The 18,302-nt window shown below is 73.6% G+C and carries 12 protein-coding genes; 5 read left to right on the top strand and 7 right to left on the bottom strand.

Translation table 11 applies throughout. The features are described from left to right. Positions 1-26: 26 nt before the first annotated feature. Complete coding sequence (locus tag KIS93_RS21430) at positions 27-2,972, bottom strand: AAA family ATPase (protein ID WP_080045977.1); 2,946 nt, start codon at positions 2,970-2,972, stop codon at positions 27-29. 257 nt (positions 2,973-3,229) lie between these two features. Between KIS93_RS21430 and KIS93_RS21435 the strand changes: the two genes are divergently transcribed. Continuing rightward, a complete protein-coding gene (locus KIS93_RS21435; RefSeq protein WP_080045976.1) occupies positions 3,230-3,862 on the top strand; it encodes an LLM class flavin-dependent oxidoreductase in 633 nt (210 codons plus the stop codon). 38 nt (positions 3,863-3,900) lie between these two features. Then, complete coding sequence (locus KIS93_RS21440) at positions 3,901-6,624, top strand: helix-turn-helix transcriptional regulator (protein WP_222107568.1); 2,724 nt, start codon at positions 3,901-3,903, stop codon at positions 6,622-6,624. Between the two features lie 148 nt (positions 6,625-6,772). On the opposite strand, the gene KIS93_RS21445 is transcribed toward KIS93_RS21440, so the two are convergent. Together KIS93_RS21445 and KIS93_RS21450 are read right to left on the bottom strand one after the other, a co-directional pair. Further along, on the bottom strand, positions 6,773-7,507 hold the full coding sequence (locus KIS93_RS21445) for an alpha/beta hydrolase (RefSeq protein ID WP_080045974.1): 735 nt from the start codon (positions 7,505-7,507) through the stop codon (positions 6,773-6,775). Positions 7,508-7,716: 209 nt separating this feature from the next. Next, positions 7,717-9,432 carry a tannase/feruloyl esterase family alpha/beta hydrolase gene (locus KIS93_RS21450; RefSeq protein WP_080045973.1) on the bottom strand — a complete coding sequence of 572 codons (1,716 nt, stop codon included), beginning with the start codon at positions 9,430-9,432 and terminating at the stop codon, positions 7,717-7,719. A gap of 435 nt (positions 9,433-9,867) precedes the next feature. Between KIS93_RS21450 and KIS93_RS21455 the strand changes: the two genes are divergently transcribed. Beyond that, positions 9,868-10,614 (top strand): alpha/beta fold hydrolase, encoded by a 747-nt coding sequence (locus KIS93_RS21455; protein WP_222107569.1) that lies wholly within the window; start codon positions 9,868-9,870, stop codon positions 10,612-10,614. 86 nt (positions 10,615-10,700) lie between these two features. Further along, positions 10,701-11,273: a dihydrofolate reductase family protein gene (locus tag KIS93_RS21460; RefSeq protein WP_080045971.1), complete on the top strand. Its 573-nt coding sequence runs from the start codon at positions 10,701-10,703 to the stop codon at positions 11,271-11,273. A gap of 23 nt (positions 11,274-11,296) precedes the next feature. Here the strand turns inward: KIS93_RS21460 and KIS93_RS21465 are convergent, their stop codons facing one another. Genes KIS93_RS21465 through KIS93_RS21480 form a run of 4 tightly spaced genes read right to left on the bottom strand, consistent with a single transcriptional unit; the run spans position 11,297 to position 16,887 of the window. Beyond that, complete coding sequence (locus KIS93_RS21465) at positions 11,297-13,300, bottom strand: ABC transporter ATP-binding protein (protein WP_080045970.1); 2,004 nt, start codon at positions 13,298-13,300, stop codon at positions 11,297-11,299. A gap of 15 nt (positions 13,301-13,315) precedes the next feature. Then, a complete protein-coding gene (locus tag KIS93_RS21470) occupies positions 13,316-14,197 on the bottom strand; it encodes an ABC transporter permease (RefSeq protein WP_080045969.1) in 882 nt (293 codons plus the stop codon). Beyond that, the gene (locus KIS93_RS21475) at positions 14,194-15,153 is read right to left on the bottom strand and encodes an ABC transporter permease (RefSeq protein ID WP_080045968.1); all 960 of its coding nucleotides are present in this window, start codon (positions 15,151-15,153) and stop codon (positions 14,194-14,196) included. Before KIS93_RS21475 ends, KIS93_RS21470 begins: the two co-directional genes overlap by 4 nt. 3 nt (positions 15,154-15,156) lie before the next feature. Beyond that, on the bottom strand, positions 15,157-16,887 hold the full coding sequence (locus tag KIS93_RS21480; protein ID WP_186404369.1) for a peptide ABC transporter substrate-binding protein: 1,731 nt from the start codon (positions 16,885-16,887) through the stop codon (positions 15,157-15,159). Positions 16,888-17,091: 204 nt separating this feature from the next. Here KIS93_RS21480 and KIS93_RS21485 point away from each other — a divergent pair, with 204 nt between their 5' ends. After that, positions 17,092-18,297: an ROK family transcriptional regulator gene (locus KIS93_RS21485; protein ID WP_080045967.1), complete on the top strand. Its 1,206-nt coding sequence runs from the start codon at positions 17,092-17,094 to the stop codon at positions 18,295-18,297. The last annotated feature ends 5 nt before the right edge of the window (positions 18,298-18,302 follow it).

The raw sequence follows: 18,302 nt of genomic DNA on the forward strand, positions 1-18,302 counted from the left end.
GACCGGTACACGTCCTGGCCGGCGCCTCACTCGTCCGGCTGCTGGTAGGTCTGGAGCACCCGCGCGAGGTCGGCGCGGGAGCTCACCCCCAGCTTGGGGAAGATCCGGTGCAGGTGGGTGCCGACGGTGCGGTGCGACAGGTACAGCCGCTGCCCGATCTCCCGGTTCGTCAGCCCCTCGGCGGCCAGTTGCGCGATGCTCAGCTCGTGCGGGGTGAGCCGGTCCCACGCGTCCGGGTCCCGGCTCGGGCTCGACTCGCCCGCGCCGCGCAGCTCCAGCCGGGCCCGCTCGCCCCAGGCGGCCAGGCCGAGCGCGTCGAACGCGTCCCTGGCCGTCCGCAGGTGCATGCGGGACTCGACGGCCCGGCGCCGGCGGCGCAGCCACTCGCCGAACGCCAGGTGCAGCCGCGCCCGCTCGGCCGGCCACGCCGTCAGGTCCGCCCGCAGCGCGGCGGCGAACAGCTCCTCCGCCTCCTCCTCCGGGGCGAGCACCGCCCGCGCGTACCGCAGCCCGATGTGCAGCGCGGGCGACGGCGCCGACGCGGCCAGGGGCTCCAGCCCGAGCAGGACGTCCCGCGCGGCGGCGGCCCGCCCCGCCCGCAGCGCGGCCTCGGTCAGCTCGGCGAGGAAGCAGGCGCGCAGGGCGAGCTGGCAGGCGGGGTCGGTGGGGTCGAGGATGCGGCTCAGGTCGGCGTACGCGTCGTCGAAGCGTCCCTCGCTCATGGCCGCCAGCCCGCGCGCGAGCTGCACCGTGGCCAGGACCGGGCGGGCGCCGGCGGGCAGCGCCACCCGCTCCGCCTCGTCCGCCAGCGCCCTGGCCCGCTCGCTGTCGCCGCGCAACGCCGCGATCTCCGCCTGCACCGCCGTGGCCAGCCCGTACATGAACGGCTGGCCCGTCTCCCGGGCCAGCCGCGCCGCCTCCTCCGCCGCCGGCACCGCCGTCGCCAGGTCGCCCAGCCTGGCCGAGGTCCACGCCTGCACGGCCAGCGCCCTCGGCAGCAGCCCGAGCCTGCCCTGCGCGCGCAGACCGGGCGCCGCCGCGGCGGACAGGCGGGCCGCCAGGTCGAACGCCCCGACCTGCATGGACGCGCTGCCCAGGTAGCGATCGACCTCCGGGTCCGCGCCCGCCGCCCCCGCCAGCTCCCGCAGCCCGCCCAGCACGCTCTCGCCCCGCTCGAACGGCGCCGCGTACGCGACGATCGCCACCAGGCGCGGGTCCCCGGCCGGCAGCGGCAGGCCGTCGGCCACGCTCAGCACCAGGCGGCGGGCGTCCTGGCCCGGCTCCGACCAGAAGCAGCGCATCGCGGCGCCCCACAGGATCCTGACGGCCGGCCCCACGTGGCCCTCCGCGGCGATGGACGCGGCCAGCCCGGCCAGCTCCCGCACCCGGGACACGTCTTCGCGCACCCCGTCCTCGAAACCGCTCAGCAGCCAGGCGGCGGTGGCGCGGCGGCGCGGCGACAGACCCACCTCGCGAGCCTCCGCGACCAGGCGCTCGGCGGCCTCGCGGCTGCCGGACTCCACCGCCAGCTCCGCCGCCCGCAACAACCGGAGCGCCTTCCCCTCGCGCTCCTCGCTCAGCCTGGCCGCCTCCTCCAGCGCCGCCACCGCCGCCGCGGCCGCACCCCTGCGCCGCGCCTCGGCCGCGGCCCGGTCCAGCTCCGCCGCCACTCCCTCGTCGGCCCCCGCCGTCGCCGCCGCCCGATGCCACGCCCGCCGGACGGGCTGCTCACCCAGCGTCTCGGCCAGCGCGAGGTGCGCCCGCCGGCGCTCGGGGAGCGGGGCCGCCGCAGGGATGGCCGAGCGCATCAGGGGGTGACGGAACCTGATCGTCCCGCCGCCCAGCTCGACCAGCCTCGCCTCGACGGCCGGCACGAGGATCTCCACCTCGGCGCCCGCGAGTGGCTGCGCGGGCGCGCCCGTGTCCGTCAGCGGTTCCTGGCTCAGGAGCCGGGCCGTGGCCGCCAGCGTCTCCGCGACCGACTCGCTCTCGTTGAGCGCCGCGACCAGCAGGGCCGCGCGGGCCGGCGGGGGCAGGGTGGCGTAACGCGCGGTGAACGCGCGCTCCAGGCGCTCGCCCAGGGGGACGAGCGAGCCGATCGCGCCCAGACCACCCGCGCCCGTCGTGCCCATCGAGCCCATCGCGCCCATCGGGCCTGAGCCGCCCGAGCCGGTCGTGCCCAAGCCGGTGACCGTCGCGGGGAGTTCGGTGAGGGCGAGCGGATTGCCCGCCGCCTCCTCCAGGAGGCGCGCCCGTACCGGCGGGGCGAGGCCGGGGGCGGTCGCGTCCAGCAGCTCGGCGGCGGCCTCGCCGGTGAGCCGGCCGACCGGCATCGCCGCCAGGCCCGCCTCCAGCAGCGGTGAGGGCTCGTCCTCGCGCAGGGTCACGATCATGGCGATGGGCTCGGACTCGATCCGGCGGGCCACGAACGCCAGCACGTCGGCGCTGGCCCGGTCCAGCCAGTGCGCGTCCTCGACGACGACGAGCAGCGGCCGGGCAGCGGCCACCTCCGCCAGCAACGTCAGCGCGGCCAGCCCGACCAGGAACACACCGGTTTGCGCCACGCCCTCGGGTGGGGTGGCGGCCGGCTCCGGGTCCTCGCCCAGACCGAGGGCGTCGCGCAGGGCGGTGCGCTGGCGGGCGGGCAGCGTGGCCACGGCCGCCCGGACCGGGTACAGGAGCTGGTGCAGCCCCGCGTAGGCGAGGTCGCGCTCGGCCTGCACGCCGGTCGTGGTGAGCACGCGCAGCCCGGCCGCCGACGCCGCCGAGGCCGCCTCCGCCACGAGCGCCGACTTCCCGATCCCGGCCTCACCCCGGATGAGGACGCCACCACCGTTCCGCAGCCCGCCACGATGCGGGAGGCCGCCACTGTCGCCGAGCCCGCCACGGTTCTGGAGGTCGCTACGGCCTCGGAGGTCGGCGATGAGGTCGGTCAGGGCCTCCAGTTCGGCCTTCCGCCCGTGAAGCGGCATGGTGGTGCGACTCCTAACTTCGGCGCGTGAGTCCTGGGGGACCTTACCCCGTGCCGGAGGTCGAGCTGCAACAGAACGTATACACCGCCCCGCCCCGATGGCGACCGTTCGTCAACGGAGTCTTCGCCTGCCGCTCCTACGCTCCCTGCCATGCCCACCACCATCGAATTCGCGACGGCCACCGAAGTCCGCCGCATGCGCGCGTTCGGACGAACACATCCTGAAGCTGCCGGCGACGGCGGAAAGGCGGGGCGCGGATGACGCTCGGACTCGCCGTGCCCTTCACGGACCCCGCCGCGCTGCTCGCGTGGGCGCGGCGCGCGGACGCGGGCCCGTTCGGCCGGATCGGCGTGCCGGACCGGATCGTGTACGACAATCCCGAGCCGATGGTCATGCTGGCCGCGATGGCGGCGGCGACCGAGCGGATCCGGGTGCAGTCGGAGGTGGTGCTCGCGCCGTTGCGGGACCCGGTGCTGCTGGCCAAGCAGAGCGCGACGCTCGACCGGTTGTCCGGCGGGCGGTTCTCGCTGGGTCTCGCGGTCGGCGCGCGGGAGGACGACTTCCTGGCCGTGGGCGCCGACCACGCCTCGCGGGGACGGCGGATGGACGAGCAGCTGGCGATCATGCGCCGGGTGTGGGCGGGCGAGCCGGTCGTGGCCGGGACCGGCCCGGTCGGCCCTGCCCCGTCGCGCGTGGGCGGCCCCGAGCTGCTGTTCGGCGGGTTCGCGCCGGAGCTGGCCGCGCAGTCGGTGGCGTCGATGGCGACGACGGCCGGCGCGATCAGGGACGTCGTGGCCGCGTACCGGGACGCGGGCGCGCACGAGGTGATGCTGAGCTGCTGGTCCGACGACCTCGACCAGATCGGCCGCCTGGCGGACCTGCTGTCATGACCGGTTCGGGGGGACCGGTGCCGCCGGGGTGCGCGATCGTGGGACGGGACGGCGAGCGGGAGGAGCTGGCCGCGTTCCTGGCGGCGAGTGGCGGGCAGGCGCTCGTGCTGCGGGGTGAGACCGGGGTGGGCAAGAGCGCCCTGCTCGATCACGCGGCGGGCCTCGCCGCCGCCCAGAGGTACGACGTGGTGCGGGCCGCCGGGGTCGAGGCGGAGGCGGAGCTGCCCTTCGCCGGCCTGCACCAGCTCCTCTACCCGCTGCTCCCCCACCTGTCCGGGCTCGACGACGGGCACCGGGCGGTGTTCGACGTCGTGTTCGGGCTGCGTGCGGGCGGGGCGCCGTCGATCATGTCGCTCGGCATCGCCGTCCTCGACCTGCTGGCCGTGGCGGCGTCGCAGGAGCGGCCGCTGCTGCTCGTGCTCGACGACGGCCAGTGGCTGGACGCCTCCAGCATCGAGGTGTGCGGGTTCGTGGGGCGCAGGCTGGCGGGCGGCTCCGTGAAGCTGCTGATCGCGGTGCGCTCGGACGTGGCCTCGCGGTTCGACACGGCCGCGCTGCCCGAGCTGCCGGTGACGGCCCTGCCGGACGAGGCCGCCGGACGGCTGCTGGACCTGCGCCATCCGCGGCTCGCCCCGCCGGCCCGGCGCGTGGTCCTGGAGCACGCCCGGGGCAACCCGCTGGCCCTGCTGGAGCTGCCGTCCTCCGTGGGGGCGGGCGAGCCGGGCGGGTTCGGTGCGGTCCCGCTGTCGCGGCGCCTCCAGCACGTGTACGGCCTGCGCATCGAGCGCCTGTCCGGCCCCGTACGCGAGGAGCTGCTGCGTGGCGCCCTGGACGGTGTCGGCGCGGGGCCGGGCGGGAGCCGGGTGAGCGGGGCGCGGTACCGCATGCGGGAGGCCGACGAGGCGGTGGCGGCGGGGCTGCTGGAGGTGGATCCCGCCACGGGCGACCTGGTGTTCCGGCACCCGCTGGTGCGTTCGACGGTCGTCCAGCTCGCCACGCCGAACCAGCGGCGCGCCGCGCACGCCGAGCTCGCCCGGATGCACCGCGACGACGTCGAGCGGCGGGCGCGGCACCTCGCGGCCTCCCGGGTGGACCCGGACGAGGAGGTGGCCGCCGCGCTGGAGGCGGCGGCCGAGTCGGCGACGCGGCGCGGCGGCGCGGTGGCCGCCGTGGCGTGGCTGACGCGCGCGGCCGAGCTGAGCGAGACGCCGGACGCCCGGTCCCGGCGGCTCGGCGACGCCGCCTTCATCGCCGGGCACGCGGCGCTGCTGGACCAGGCGCAGCGGCTGGTCCGCGCGGACCCGGCGCCGGGCCGGTCGGAGTCGCCCGCCACGGCCATCGCCGCCGCGTACGTGGCCCTGTACGAGGACGGCGACGTCCGCTCCGCGCACCACCGGGTGGCGGCGGCGATCGAGCACCTGAGCGACCCCCACCACCAGAGGGCCGGGGTCGTCGACGGCGGCGCGGAGGTGCTCACCCGGCTGGTGGACCTGCTGCTCGCCACCAGCCTGTACGCCGGCGACAGCGCGTCGTGGCACCGTACGGAACAGCTCATGGACGCCCTGGGCGACCGGGTCGACCCGCGCTCGGCGATCTACCGGGACGCCTGGAGCGACGTGGTCCGCCACGGCGCGGGCGTGGGCGGGCGGGTGGAGCGCGCGTTCGCCGACGTGTCGGCGCTGGAGCCGTGGGACGTCTCCCGCCTGGCCGTGGCCGCCTACCACGTGGACACGCTGGGCCGCTACCGCCCGTACCTGCGACGGGCCGTAGACCGCGAGGTGGAGACGGGCGCCGTCGCGAACGGCATGACCATGCTGCACCTGATCATGCTCGACCAGCTCGCCGCCGGCGAGTGGGACGACGCCGAGCGCACGGGACGGCGCGCGCTGGAGCTGAACACCGCGCACGGCAACGCGTTGTTCGCCCACCACACCCGCGCGTACCTGGGGCTGCTGGCCGCCGTCCGGGGCAGGGTGGAGCAGGCGCGCGAGGCGCAGGCGGTCGTGGACGCCTGGGCGCGCCCGCGCGGCATCGGCTTCCTGACCCAGGTCGCGGACGCGGTCGGCACGGCGGCGGCGCTGAGCGAGGGCGACTACGAGGCGGCCTACCTGCACGCGATCGGCATCACCCGCCCGGGCGCCTTCGAGGCGTATGCGCACCAGGCGCCGCGCACGTTGCTGGACCTGGTCGAGGCGGCCGTGCACACGGGGCGGCTGGAGCAGGCCCGTCGGCACGCCGGCGCCGCCCTGGACGCCGGGCTGCCCGGCATCTCCCCGCGACTGGCCATGATCACGTACGGCGCGGTGGCCATGACGACCGGCGACGACCGGGAGGCCGACGACATGTACGCCAGGGCCGAGGCCGCGGGCGGCGGTTTCCCGTTCGAGCTGGCCCGCATCCGGCTCGCGCACGGCGTGCGGCTGCGGCACACGCAGGGGCCGAAGGCGGCCCGGCCGCTCCTCGCCGGCGCCGCCGGGACGTTCGAGCAGCTCGGCGCGGCGGGCTGGGCCGAGCGCGCCCAGACCGAGCTGCGCGCCACGGGGCTGCCCGCCGGCGCCTCGCCCGTCCACCTGGCCGAGCTGACCTGGCAGGAGCGCCGGATCGCGGAGCTGGCGGCGAGCGGGCTGACGAACAAGGAGATCGGCGAGCGCATGCACCTGTCGCCGCGCACGGTCAGCTCGCACCTGTACCGGGTGTTCCCGAAGCTGGGTATCGCCTCGCGCGCCGCACTGCGCGACGCCCTGGCCAAAGCCGCCCACTGACGGCTCGCCGTGAGGCGCGAGCGCCTCGTCCGGCGGGCCGTCGTCTGGCGTGGACGCCCCGTTCGGCGCGTTGTGAGGCACAGGAGCCTCGCCCGGCGCCCCGCCGTCAGGCTTGGACATCCCGCCGTCAGGCTTGGACATCCTGCCGTCAGGCACGGATGCCTCGTTCGGCCAGCCAGAGCAGGACGTAGTCGGCGACCGCCCGCCACCCGCTGTCCACGACCAGCGAGTGGGCGCGGTCGGGGAACTGCTTGAGGCTGCTCACCGCCGTCGAGTCCCCGTACAGCTTGTAGACCGCGCGGGTGGCGGAGTCGGGCACCAGCCGGTCCTCCTGGCCGGAGATCAGCAGCAGCGGGCCGCGGGCGGTGTTGCCGGTGTCCACGTCGGCGCGGGGGTGGGGGCCGCCCAGGTCGGCCAGCAGCCGGGACGGTGCGGGGACGGCGTGCCGCTCGAAGAGCCGCGCCGACTCCTCCTCCGTGACCGCGTTCGCGAACAGCCGCCGGAACAGCCCGGCGTCCAGCGTGGCCGGCCACCGCTCGCGCGGGACCTGGCCGGCCGGGACGGGGGCGATGGCGACCGCGGCGCGGCCGAGGTTCGTGCCGAGGAGGTGCTGGGCGATCAGGCCGCCCACCGAGTGGCCGACGATCACCGGCGGGGTGTCGAACGAGCGGACGATGCGCGCGTAGTGCTCGGTGAGCGCGTCGAGGCCCACCTCGCGGGGGCCGCCCTGGAGCCGGCGGGCCTCCGCGACCGTGGCGGGCTCGCCCGGCCAGCCGGGCACCGAGACAGCGAACCCCAGCCTGGAGAACCGTTCGTCCCACGGCTCCCAGGACAGCGCGTGCAGCCACACGCCGTGGATGAAGACGATGGGGGTGGGGTTCACGGATCCTCCGTAGGCGCTGGACGTGGCTCAAGGATCGGGCGGGCGGCCCACCGGCGGGAACAGTCGAATGACTGAATGTCAGAGGCAAAAGCCGGGATGGGGGCCGGAGCCCGGGGCCGCCTCGCGAAGGCCCGGGCCGCAGCCCGAGGGCCCGGGCCGCATCGCGAGGGCCCGGGGCCGCACGCGCGCGGCCCCGGTCCGCGGGCCGGTCAGTGGCGGGGCTGGACGCACCGGTAGCTCGCCGCGTCGGCCACGTCCCCGTGGCCGGTGTAGCGGGAGACGGACGGGTAGAGGCACAGCTCGCGCGTGACCGTCTTGCCGGAGGAGTCCTTGACGGCGGCGCTCAGCGTCCGGGGGGCCTTGCCCTGCTCGACCCAGGCGGTCAGGGCGCCCAGGGCGTCGGTCGGCACGGGGCCGGTGCTGCCGGTGTTGCCGCAGTGGTCCACGCCGGGGGCGAGGAACAGCCGGTAGAAGTCGTCGACCCGGTGCGCGCCGCCCATGGCGCGCTCCACCCGCTGGCGGTAGTCCACGGTGCCCTGCGTCGGGATGAGCTGGTCGGCGTACCCGTGCCAGGTCAGCAGCTTGCCGCCGGACCTGCGGAAGGCCGACAGGTCGGGGTCGTCGGTGCCGATGACCTTGTCGTACTCGGCCTGCGACTGCGCGAACAGCTTGGCGAACTCGGCGTAGGTGATCGTCGAGACGTCGAAGGACGGCTGGCGCTTGAGCCACGTCGCGACCCAGGCGGCCGGCACGGGGAACGGCTGGCCTACCCGCTGACCGTCGGCGCCGGGCTTGGTGGCGGCGAGGTCGAAGGCGGCGCCGACGGGGATGCCGGACCACAACTTCCTGCCGGACGGGGTGCGGGGGCCGTCCCAGATCTTGCGGACGACGGCGGCGTCGGCGGCGGTGATGGTCTCCTGCTCGCCGTCGCACTCGACCGTCCTGCCGATCAGCTCGCGCGGGTCGAAGCGGCACTTCGCCGGGTCGCCGATGAGCCCGTCGCGGGCGCCGTCGAGGGGGTCGCACGCCTTGACGGCGGCCTGGGCGAACAGGGCGAACTCGCAGGCGGCCGGGTACGTCTTCTCCTGGTTCATGACGACCTGCGGCCACAGGGTGGCGACCTCGAACTCGTCCCAGTTGATGCCGGGGGCGGTGGCGAGGATGCCGTCGTAGTCGCCGGGGTGGCGCTGGGCCTCCATGTAGCCCTGGCGGCCGCCGGTCGAGCAGCCGTTCCAGTACGAGTAGGAGGCGGGCTTGCCGTACACGGCGGAGATGACCTGCTTGGCGACGAGCGTCATCTCGTGCACGGAGCGGTCGGCGAAGTTCTTCAGCAGCGCGGTGTCGACCTTGCCGGCATCGTCGAGCGCCCAGGCGGTGTCGATGTAGGTGCTGACGCCCGCGTCGGTGGTCGCGGTGGCGTAGCCGGCCTTGACCGCGCCGGCCAGCGCCGCTCCGTAGTCGCCGGCGGCGAAGGCGCTGCCGCCGACCGCCTGGAAGCGCCCGTTCCAGCCCTGCTCGGGCAGCCACACCTGCACCTTGGCGTGGTCGTCCACGCCCGGGTGGGTGAGCGTGACGGTGACCGCGCAGTGGGCCGGCACGTCGGGGACGTCCACGGCGGGCAGCGGCGTCACCGCGGGCACGTGCACGGTGCCCGCCTCGTGGCGCTGCGCCGTCACGGACTCCACCGTCGTGCCCGCGGGGGCTTTGACGGAGATGTCCGCACACATGAACGCGCCGGCGGCCGGCACACTGGCGGCGGAGGAGGTGCTGACCGGCGACGCGGTGGCGGCGGAGGCGGTGACCGGTGGCGCGGTGGCGGCCGGTGCTGTGGCGGCCGGTGCTGTGGCGGCCGAGGCGCTGACCGGGAGGCAGAGCGCCGCCGCCAGGGGCACACCGGCCGCCAGGACGGCCAGGAGTCTTTTCATGAGGTTCCCATCGCTGAGTGGGGTGATCGCTGAGGAGGGGGTCCGGCCGGACTCCGTTGCGGTGCCCTCACTCTGGTCCGCCCGCCGGGCGCGGCACATCAGTCACATGACGGCCGAACCGGACGGGTCCGCTTCCGTTCGTACGGCGGGGGCCGGGCCGCCGAGTTCCGTTCGTACGGCGGGGGCCGGGCCGCCGAGCCGTCCCGCACACCCCGCACCGGCACCTTTCACCGCAGGTTGACCGTCATGTGACTGATGTGGCGGCGCCCCCTCGCGGCCGAGAGTGAGGGTGGCGCCGCCCGTCCGGGCGGCGCCGCTGGAACGCTCGGAAGGAAGTCCCATGGTCAGCATCAAGCGGCGGCTCCTGCTGGGAGCCCTGTCGGCGGGCGCCGCGCTCGGCGCCCTCGTCGTCGCCGGCCCGCGAACGCCGCCACCGTGCCCGCCACCGGGCCCGCCACCACCGCGCCCGGCAAGCCCACGATCGTGCTGGAGCACGGCGCGTTCGCCGACGCGTCGAGCTGGAACGGCGTGATCGAGGAGCTGCGCAAGGACGGCTACCCGGTCATCGCGACGGCCAACCCGCTGCGCGGGCCCGCGAGCGACGCCGCCGCGCTGCGCAGCGTCCTCGACCACGTGAAGGGCCCGAAGATCCTGGTGGGGCACTCCTACGGCGGCTCGGTCATCAGCACGGCCGGCGCGAACGACCCGCAGGTCAAGGCGCTCGTGTACGTCGCGGCGTTCCTGCCCGCCCCCGGCGAGACCGCGCTGGAGCTGACGAACAAGTTCCCCGGCTCCACGCTGCCGGACGCGCTCGACCCGACGCCGTTCACCCTGCCGGGCGGCGGCACCGGCACCGACCTCTCCATCAAGGCCGACAAGTTCCGCCACCAGTTCGCCGCTGACGTGCCGGCCCGCGCGGCCGCGCTGATGGCCGCCACGCAGCGGCCCATCGCCCAGTCGGCGCTGGAGGAGAAGGCCGAGGTGGCCGCCTGGAAGGACAAGCCGAGCTGGGACGTCATCACGACCGAGGACCGCAACATCCCGGCGGCGGCGCAGCGCTTCATGGCCGAGCGCGCCCACGCGCACATGACCGAGGTCCGCGCCTCGCACTCGGTGGCCGTCTCCCACCCGAAGACGGTGGCCCGGGTGATCGAGAGCGCCGCCCGCGCGACCGCCGGATAAAAAACTTTCTCCGGCCGATGTCGATTCCTGCCGCGCGCGTTCGACGCATGGGTGAGAGCACGGCAGGAACGCATTCAGGAGATGTCATGGGCAACGTGATCATGCACAACGTGGTGTCGGTCGACGGTTTCATCGCCGACGAGCACGACCAGGTCGGGCCGCTGTTCGACTGGTACGCCAACGGCGACGTGCGGCTCACCGACGGGATCATGGTCTCCGAGACGTCGGCCGCCTACGTCAGGCCGATCTGGGCGGGCATCGGGGCGATGGTGATCGGGCGGCGCCTGTTCGACCTCACCAACGGCTGGGAGGGCAGGCCGTCCGTGGGTGACCACGTGGTGGTGGTCTCGCACCGGCCCAGGCCCGAGGGCTGGCACCCCGAGGCCCCCTACCACTTCGTGGACGACGTGGCCCAGGCCGTCGAGCTGGCCAGGAAGCTCGCCGGCGGGCGCGACGTCGCGGTGGCGGCCGGCGAGGCCGGCGGCCAGGCCCTGGCGCTCGGCCTGGTGGACGAGGTGGCGATGGACGTCGTGCCCGTGGTCTTCGGCTCGGGCAGGCGCTACTTCGGCTCCCTGGACGGGCAGCGCCTGCTGGAGGACCCGCACGTGGTCGTCCAGGGTGACCGCGTGCTGCACCTGGCCTTCCGGGTCCGCCGCTGACCGCGTCCCGCACCGAAGGGAACTCAGGCGGCCGGTGCCTCCTGCCGCAGCGGGAAGTGGCAGGCGACCTGGTGCGGCCCGCCTTCCAGCACGGGCTCGGTGGCGCACACGTCCTGCGCGAGCGGGCAGCGGGTGCGGAAGCGGCAGCCGGTCGGCGGGTTGAGCGCGCTCGGCAGCTCGCCCCGGATGGTGGTGTCCGGGCTGGGCGTGCGGCCGGGGTCGGGCGAGGGCACGGCGTCCAGCAGCGCCTGCGTGTACGGGTGCCGCGGGGCGCGCACCACCTGGTGGGCGGGCCCCATCTCGACCAGCTTGCCCAGGTACATCACGCCGATGCGGTCGGCCATGTAGTCGACCACGGACAGGTCGTGGCTGATGAACACGTACGACAGGCCCAGCTCGCCCTGGAGGTCGCGCATGAGGTTGAGCACCTGCGCCTGGACGGACACGTCGAGCGCGCTGACCGGCTCGTCGGCCACGATGAGCCGGGGCCGCAATGCCAGCGACCTGGCCAGCCCGATGCGCTGCAGCTGCCCGCCGGAGAACTCGTGCGGGTAGCGCTCCAGCGCCCGCCGGGGCAGCCCGACCTGGTCCAGCAGCTCGCTGACCCGGGCGCGGCGCGCGGCGGCGTCGCCCACCTGCTGGATCTCCAGCGGCTCGGTGAGGATGGAGTCGATGCGCATGCGCGGGTTCATGGCCGCGTAGCTGTCCTGGAACATGAGCTGCACCTTGCGGTGCATGTGGTGGCGGGCCCGCCGGTCGAGGGTGGCGATGTCGGTGCCGTCCACGATGATCTGCCCGCCGGTGGCCGGTTCGAGCCCGGCGACGAGGCGGCCGACGGTGGACTTGCCGCAGCCGGACTCGCCGACGATGCCGAGCGTCTCGCCGGGCTTGACGTCGAACGACACCCCGGCCACGGCGCTGACGCGCCCGGCGGTCCTGCGCAGGCCGGCGCCGCCCGCGTCGTACTCCTTGACCAGGTCCCGCACGGTGAGGATGGGGTCGGCGGCGGAGGTGGCGGCGGCCCGGTGGTGACCGGTGGAGACCGTGATCGGGACGGGCTCGGCGACGGGGTGCAGGCAGGCGAACTTGTGCCCGTCCCCGGTGAGGGCGACGTCGGTGGTGCGGCACTCGTCGGTGGCGAAGCGGCAGCGGGGCGCGAAACGGCAGCCGGTCAGCGGGCGCGACAGGTCCGGCGGCAGGCCGGGGATGCTGTAGAGCCGTCCGTCGGCGGCCGACTCGGGCAGGGCGCGCATCAGCGCCTCGGTGTAGCGGTGGCGCGGCGCGCGGAACAGCTCCGTGGTCGTGGCGGTCTCCACGACGCGGCCGGCGTACATGACGGCGACCCGGTCGGCGCGGCCGGCGATCACCCCGAGGTCGTGGGTGACCAGGATGACCGCCATCCTGAACTCCTCGCGCAGGTCGTCGATGAGCTCCAGGATCTGGCGCTGGGTGGTGACGTCCAGGGCCGTGGTGGGCTCGTCGGCGATGAGCAGGCGCGGGGAGCGGATGAGCGCCATGGCGATGACCACGCGCTGGCGCATGCCGCCCGAGAGCTGGTGCGGGTAGTCGTCCACGATCTTGTCGGGGCGGGGCATGCCGACCCGGCGCAGGATCTCGACGGCCCGCTCGCGCGCCTCGGCCTTGCTCACGCCCTGGTGCACGCGCAGCGGCTCGGCCACCTGGGCGCCGATGCGCATGGTGGGGTTGAGCGAGGTGAGCGGGTCCTGGAAGACCATGCCCATCTCGACACCGCGCACCCGGCGCAGCTCGGGCGCCGGCATCGTGCGCAGGTCGCGGCCGTCGAACAGGATCTCCCCGCCGACGACACTGCCGCCCGTGGGCAGCAGCCCCATGACCGACAGCACGGTCATGGTCTTGCCGCTGCCCGACTCCCCCACGATGCCGAGCGTCTCGCCCTGGTTGACCTCGAGGTTGACGTGGTCGAGCGCGTGCACGGTGCCGCGCCGCAGCGCGATGTCGGTGCTGAGGTCGCGCAGCCGCAGCAGCGGCTCGCTCGATGCCTCCATGTACGAAACCTCCTGCTAGCGCCGCCGGAGGCGGACCTCGAAGACGTCCCTCAGCCCGTCGCCGATGAAGTTGAAGGCGAGGACGATGAGGATGATGGCGATGCCGGGCGGGTAGAGCAGCCACCAGTGGCCGCTGAAGGTGTCCGACAGGCCGTCCGACAACATGCCGCCCCAGTTCGCCGCGGGTGGCGGCACTCCCAGGCCGAGGAACGACAGGTAGGCCACGTACAGGATGGCGTCGGCGACCTGGAAGGTGGCGTTGACGATCACGGTGCCGATGGCGTTCGGGATGATGTGCCGGCGCACGGCGCGCCCGCCGGTGCCGCCCATGCCGCGCATCGCCATGACGTACTCGCGGGTGCGCAGCGTCAGCGCCTCGCCGCGCACCAGGCGGGCGGGGCCGAGCCAGGCGAAGGCGCCGATGATGACGATGAGCATCGGCACGGTCGGCGTCACGATCGAGGCCATGAGCATGAACAGGAACAGCGCCGGGATCGACATCATCGCGTCGACCACCCGCATCATGACCGCGTCCACCCAGCTCCCGGCGAACCCGGCGATGGCGCCCCAGATCGTGCCCACGACGGTGGCGAGCAGGCCGGCGGCCAGGCCGACCACGATGGACGTCTGGCCGCCCAGCATCAGCCGGCCGAGCTGGTCGTAGCCGACGCCGTCGGTGCCGAGCGGGTGCCCGTCCGTGCCGGGCGTCAGGAAGACCTTGGTCAGGTCGGTGTGCACCTGGTCGGTCTGGTAGAACAGCGGCCCCAGGAAGGAGAACGCGGCCAGCAGGACGAACAGGGCCACGCCCACCAGGGCGAGCCGGTTCTCGCAGAAGACCTCGAATCCCTGCCGCCACATCCCCCGGACGGGCGCCTCCTCCTCGTGCGGCGCGGTCATGAGCGGCCTGCCTTCAGTCGTACGCGCGGATCGACCGCGGCGTAGAGCACGTCGGCGACCAGCGCGCCGAGCACCGTGGCCACCGAGATCAGCAGCGTGACGCCGAGCAGGATCGGATAGTCCCGCTTGAGCGCCGCCTGCCAGAACAGCAGCCCCATGCCCGGGTAGTTGAACAGCCGCTCGACGACGAGGGCGCCGCTGAACAGCGCGGGCAGGTACATGCCGAGCAGGGTGATGACGGGGAACAGGCCGTTGCGCAGCGTGTGCCCGACGATCACCCGGCCCTCCGACAGGCCCTTGCTGCGTGCCGTGCGGACGTAGTTCTCGTTCAGGTTGTCGACCATGGACGAGCGGACGTAGCGGGAGTAGACCGCGACCGTGAGGATCGTCAGCGTGAGCGTGGGCAGCACCAGCCCGGCCGGGTCGGCCAGCACCTCCGCCAGCGTGAAGCCCTGCGGGGCCTCGGGCGGCAGCACCGGCCACACCTGGGAGAACAGAATGATCATCATGAGACCCATGAAGAAGATGGGCGTGGCGTAGGCCAGCAGCGACAGCCCGTTGATGGTGTAGTCGGGCCAGCGGTTACGCCGTACGGCCTGCACGACGCCCAGCGGCACGGCCACCACGACCGCCAGGAACGTCGAGGCCAGCGACAGCAGCATGGTCTTGGGCAGCCGCTGCCAGATGGCCTCGGCCACGGACTGGTTGAGCTGGAAGGAGTAGCCCAGGTCGCCCTGGACCAGCCGCTGCAGGTACATCGCGTACTGCTGCCACAGCGGCCGGTCGTACCCCATCTCGTGGTTGAAGGCCGCGATCTGCTCCAGCGTCGCTTCCTTGCCCAGGATGGCCCTGGCCGCGCCTCCCGGCAGCAGGTGCAGGATCACGAACGTGATCAGCGTCACCAGGATGACGATGACCAGGGCCTGGCCGAGGCGGGTGAGGAGGTACCGGGTCAACGGTCAGCTCTTCCAGGACCAGTCTTGGAAGTACATCAGGTTCATCGGGTCCTGCGGCTCGACGCCCTGGAGGCCCGACTTGTACGCCGAGATCTGGTAGACGGGGTTCGGCATCCACAGCACCGGCAGGTCCTTGGCCAGGAAGTCGTTGTACTCCTGGAGGGCGCCGGCGTCGGCGGAGAACTGCGCCTTCTCGATCAGCTTGTCGGCCTCGGGGTTGCTGTAGCTGCCGAGGTTGACGGGGGCGTCGGTCTGGAACAGGCGCTCGCCGGAGGCGAAGGCCGGGTAGTACCAGCTGCCCTGGGAGCCGAAGAAGGACATGTCCCAGTCGCACTTGGCGTCATCCGGCTTGCACGCCGGGGTGACCGCGACGGAGTCGGGCACCTCCTTGATGGTGAGCTGCACGCCGACCTTGGACATCGCCGACTTGATCTCGGCGAACATCTTGGTGGTCGCGGAGAAGCCGGACTGGCTGGTGACGGTGAAGCTCAGCGGGGTGTCCTTGGCGATGCCCTCGCCGCACAGGGCGGGGTCGGCGCAGGTGGTCTGCCCGTCGGGGGTCACCTTCCAGCCGTGGCTCTCCAGCAGCTGCTTGGCCTTGGCCGGGTCGAACGGGTAGACGCAGCCCTGACCGGCGGGCGCGCCCTGCTTGGCCGGCACGGGGCCGCAGGTGGGGGCGGCCATGCCGGACCAGATGACCTTGCTGATCGTGGGCTGGTCGATGAGCATCTGCAGCGCCTGGCGCAGGTACGGCTGCTTGAACAGCACCCCGGTCTTGGGGTTGTTGAAGTTGAGCTGCAGGTAGGTGATCGACCACCCGTACCAGGGGGCGATCTTGTAGCCCTTCGACTCCAGGTACGCCTTCTGCGAGAGGTTCGCCGGCGGGATGTAGCCGTAGTCGATCTGGCCGGCGCGCAGCACGTTGAACTCGGCGTCGTCGCCGGTGAACGGGCGCAGCACGATCTTGTTCAGCTTCGGCTTGTCGGTGCCCGAGTACGTGTCCTGCTTGGCCAGGACCACCTCGCCGCTGGGCACGTAGCTCTGCAGCTTCCACGGGCCGCTGTTGGTCTTCCACAGCGGGTTCGTCGCGTACGACTTGGGGTCCTTGGAGGCGGCGGTCAGCTCCTCGAAGGTCTTCTTGGCGTCGCCCTTGTCCCAGGCGTGCTGGGGCAGCGGGACGATCCGGTTGAGCTGGTTGCCGACGAACCAGGCGGTGTTGTACGCCTTCTTCGTGGTCAGGGAGAACGTCTTGTCGTCCTTGACCTTGAAGCTTTCGATGTTGTCGGGGAAGCCGCCGGGCTTGTAGGACGCCCACTTGTCCTTGTTGGCGGTGACGAGGTCCCACCAGAACCGGATGTCCTTGGTGGTGATCGGCTTGCCGTCGTTCCAGGTGTTGTCCTTGAGCGTGATGGTCAGCGTCTTGCCGCCGTCGCTGACGGCCGGCGGCTCGGCCAGCGAGCGCTCGGGGTCGACGTTGTCGGTGCTGGATCCGTCGAGCTTGTAGCTGTACAGCTTGCGGTACAGGGCGGTGGAGAAGATCTCGTTCTCGCCCTGGGTGAAGCCGGGTGCCGAGATCGGCAGGATCCAGTTGGGCGTGCGGAAGGCCACGGTCGCGGTGTCCTTGCCCTGCGCGCCGCCGCCCTGCTGGGCACTGCCGCCGGCGCCTGCGCTGCAGGCGGTCAGACCGAGCCCGATGGCCACCACGCCGCACACGATGCGGGTTCTCGTCCCCATGATTCTCCTCGTCGAGACGTGGGCGTGCCCTCCAGGGGCCGTTCAGCGGGAGAATGTATAGAGGTACAAGTAGTAAGTCAATGCGAAAAATCCACTTTGTTCGCGACACTTATTTCGAGGTAGAGTCCGCCGCGAAGCGTGTTCCAGTGATCGTCTTCGTGCTCGATGATGGGCGCATCTGTTGTTCCTCACGGAGGGAGAGGCATGTCGGACGCCGCCAATCTGCGCGAGCAGGCCCTGGGTCTGCTGGCCAGCGGCAAGGCCGTCTCTCGCGCCGATCTGGTGGAGATCCTTCAGGTGGCCCCCTCGACGGTCTCCAGCGTCGTGCGCCGCCTGCTGGAGGAGGGCACGATCCTGGAGGAGGGCGTCGGCGCCTCCACCGGCGGGCGCCGGCCCAGGATCCTGCGCCTGCGCGAGGACGGCGGCGTCTTCGCCGTCGCCGAGCTGGGCGCCCGCCACGCCCGCGTCGGCCTGTGCTCCCCTTCGGGGGACCTGCTGACGGCCGAGGAGTTCGCCGTCGACATAGGAGCCGGGCCCAAGGCGATCTTCGACGAGATCGGCGCGGCCTTCGACGGCGTCCGGGCCGCGCACGCGCCCGGCCGGCGGCTGCTGGCCGTCGGCATGGCGCTGCCGGGCCCGGTCGACTTCCCGCACGGGCGGCTCGTCGGCCCCGCCCGCATGCCCGGCTGGAGCGGGTACGACGTCCAGAGCGACCTGCGCGACCGGTTCCAGGTGACCGCCGTCGTCGACAACGACGCCAAGGCCGCCGCCATCGGCGAGCACGTCACCCGGCGCGACTCGGGCGAGCACGCCGCCCGGCGTGACCAGGCAGAGCACCCTAACCGGCGCGACCCCGGCGACATGATCTACGTCAAGGCCGGCAGCGGCATCGGCGGCTGCCTCGTCAGCGGCTCGCGCATCTACCGGGGCGGGCGCGGCCTGAGCGGCGACCTGACCCACGTGCGGGTGGCCGACAGCGGCGAGCGCGAGTGCTCCTGCGGCGGCAGCGGCTGCCTGGAGACCGTCGCCAGCGGCGCCGCCCTGGCCCGCGAGCTGGCCGGGCGCGGCCTGCCCGTGTCCGACATCCGCGACGTCATCGCCGCCACCGTCAACGCCGACCCGGCCGTGGTCACCCTCGTCCGCCAGGCCGGCCGGCTGCTCGGCGTCGCCCTGTCGGGGCTGGTCAACTTCCTCAACCCCGACAGCGTCGTCATCGGCGGCGCCCTGTCGAGCCTCGACGTCTACGTGGCCGCCGTCAAAGGCATGCTCTACGAGCGCTGCCTGCCGCCGCTGACCCAGTCCCTGTCCATCGAGGCGAGCATCGCCGGCCCCGACGCGGCCCTCATCGGGCTGGGCCGGCTCCTGCGGGAGACGGCCGACCTGCGTCCGGTGCCGGAAAGTTCCTCCTAGAAAGC

The sequence above is a fragment of the [Actinomadura] parvosata subsp. kistnae genome, from assembly GCF_900323885.1.
Lineage (GTDB): Bacteria > Actinomycetota > Actinomycetes > Streptosporangiales > Streptosporangiaceae > Nonomuraea > Nonomuraea composti.

Excerpts from the sequence above, each read along its gene's own strand:
- KIS93_RS21430 (WP_080045977.1), bottom strand. The coding sequence starts at position 2,972 with ATGCCGCTTCACGGGCGGAAGGCCGAACTGGAGGCCCTGACCGACCTC.
- KIS93_RS21435 (WP_080045976.1), top strand. The coding sequence starts at position 3,230 with ATGACGCTCGGACTCGCCGTGCCCTTCACGGACCCCGCCGCGCTGCTC.
- KIS93_RS21465 (WP_080045970.1), bottom strand. The coding sequence starts at position 13,300 with ATGGAGGCATCGAGCGAGCCGCTGCTGCGGCTGCGCGACCTCAGCACC.
- KIS93_RS21480 (WP_186404369.1), bottom strand. The coding sequence starts at position 16,887 with ATGGGGACGAGAACCCGCATCGTGTGCGGCGTGGTGGCCATCGGGCTC.
- KIS93_RS21460 (WP_080045971.1), top strand. The coding sequence starts at position 10,701 with ATGGGCAACGTGATCATGCACAACGTGGTGTCGGTCGACGGTTTCATC.
- KIS93_RS21485 (WP_080045967.1), top strand. The coding sequence starts at position 17,092 with ATGTCGGACGCCGCCAATCTGCGCGAGCAGGCCCTGGGTCTGCTGGCC.
- KIS93_RS21450 (WP_080045973.1), bottom strand. The coding sequence starts at position 9,432 with ATGAAAAGACTCCTGGCCGTCCTGGCGGCCGGTGTGCCCCTGGCGGCG.
- KIS93_RS21470 (WP_080045969.1), bottom strand. The coding sequence starts at position 14,197 with ATGACCGCGCCGCACGAGGAGGAGGCGCCCGTCCGGGGGATGTGGCGG.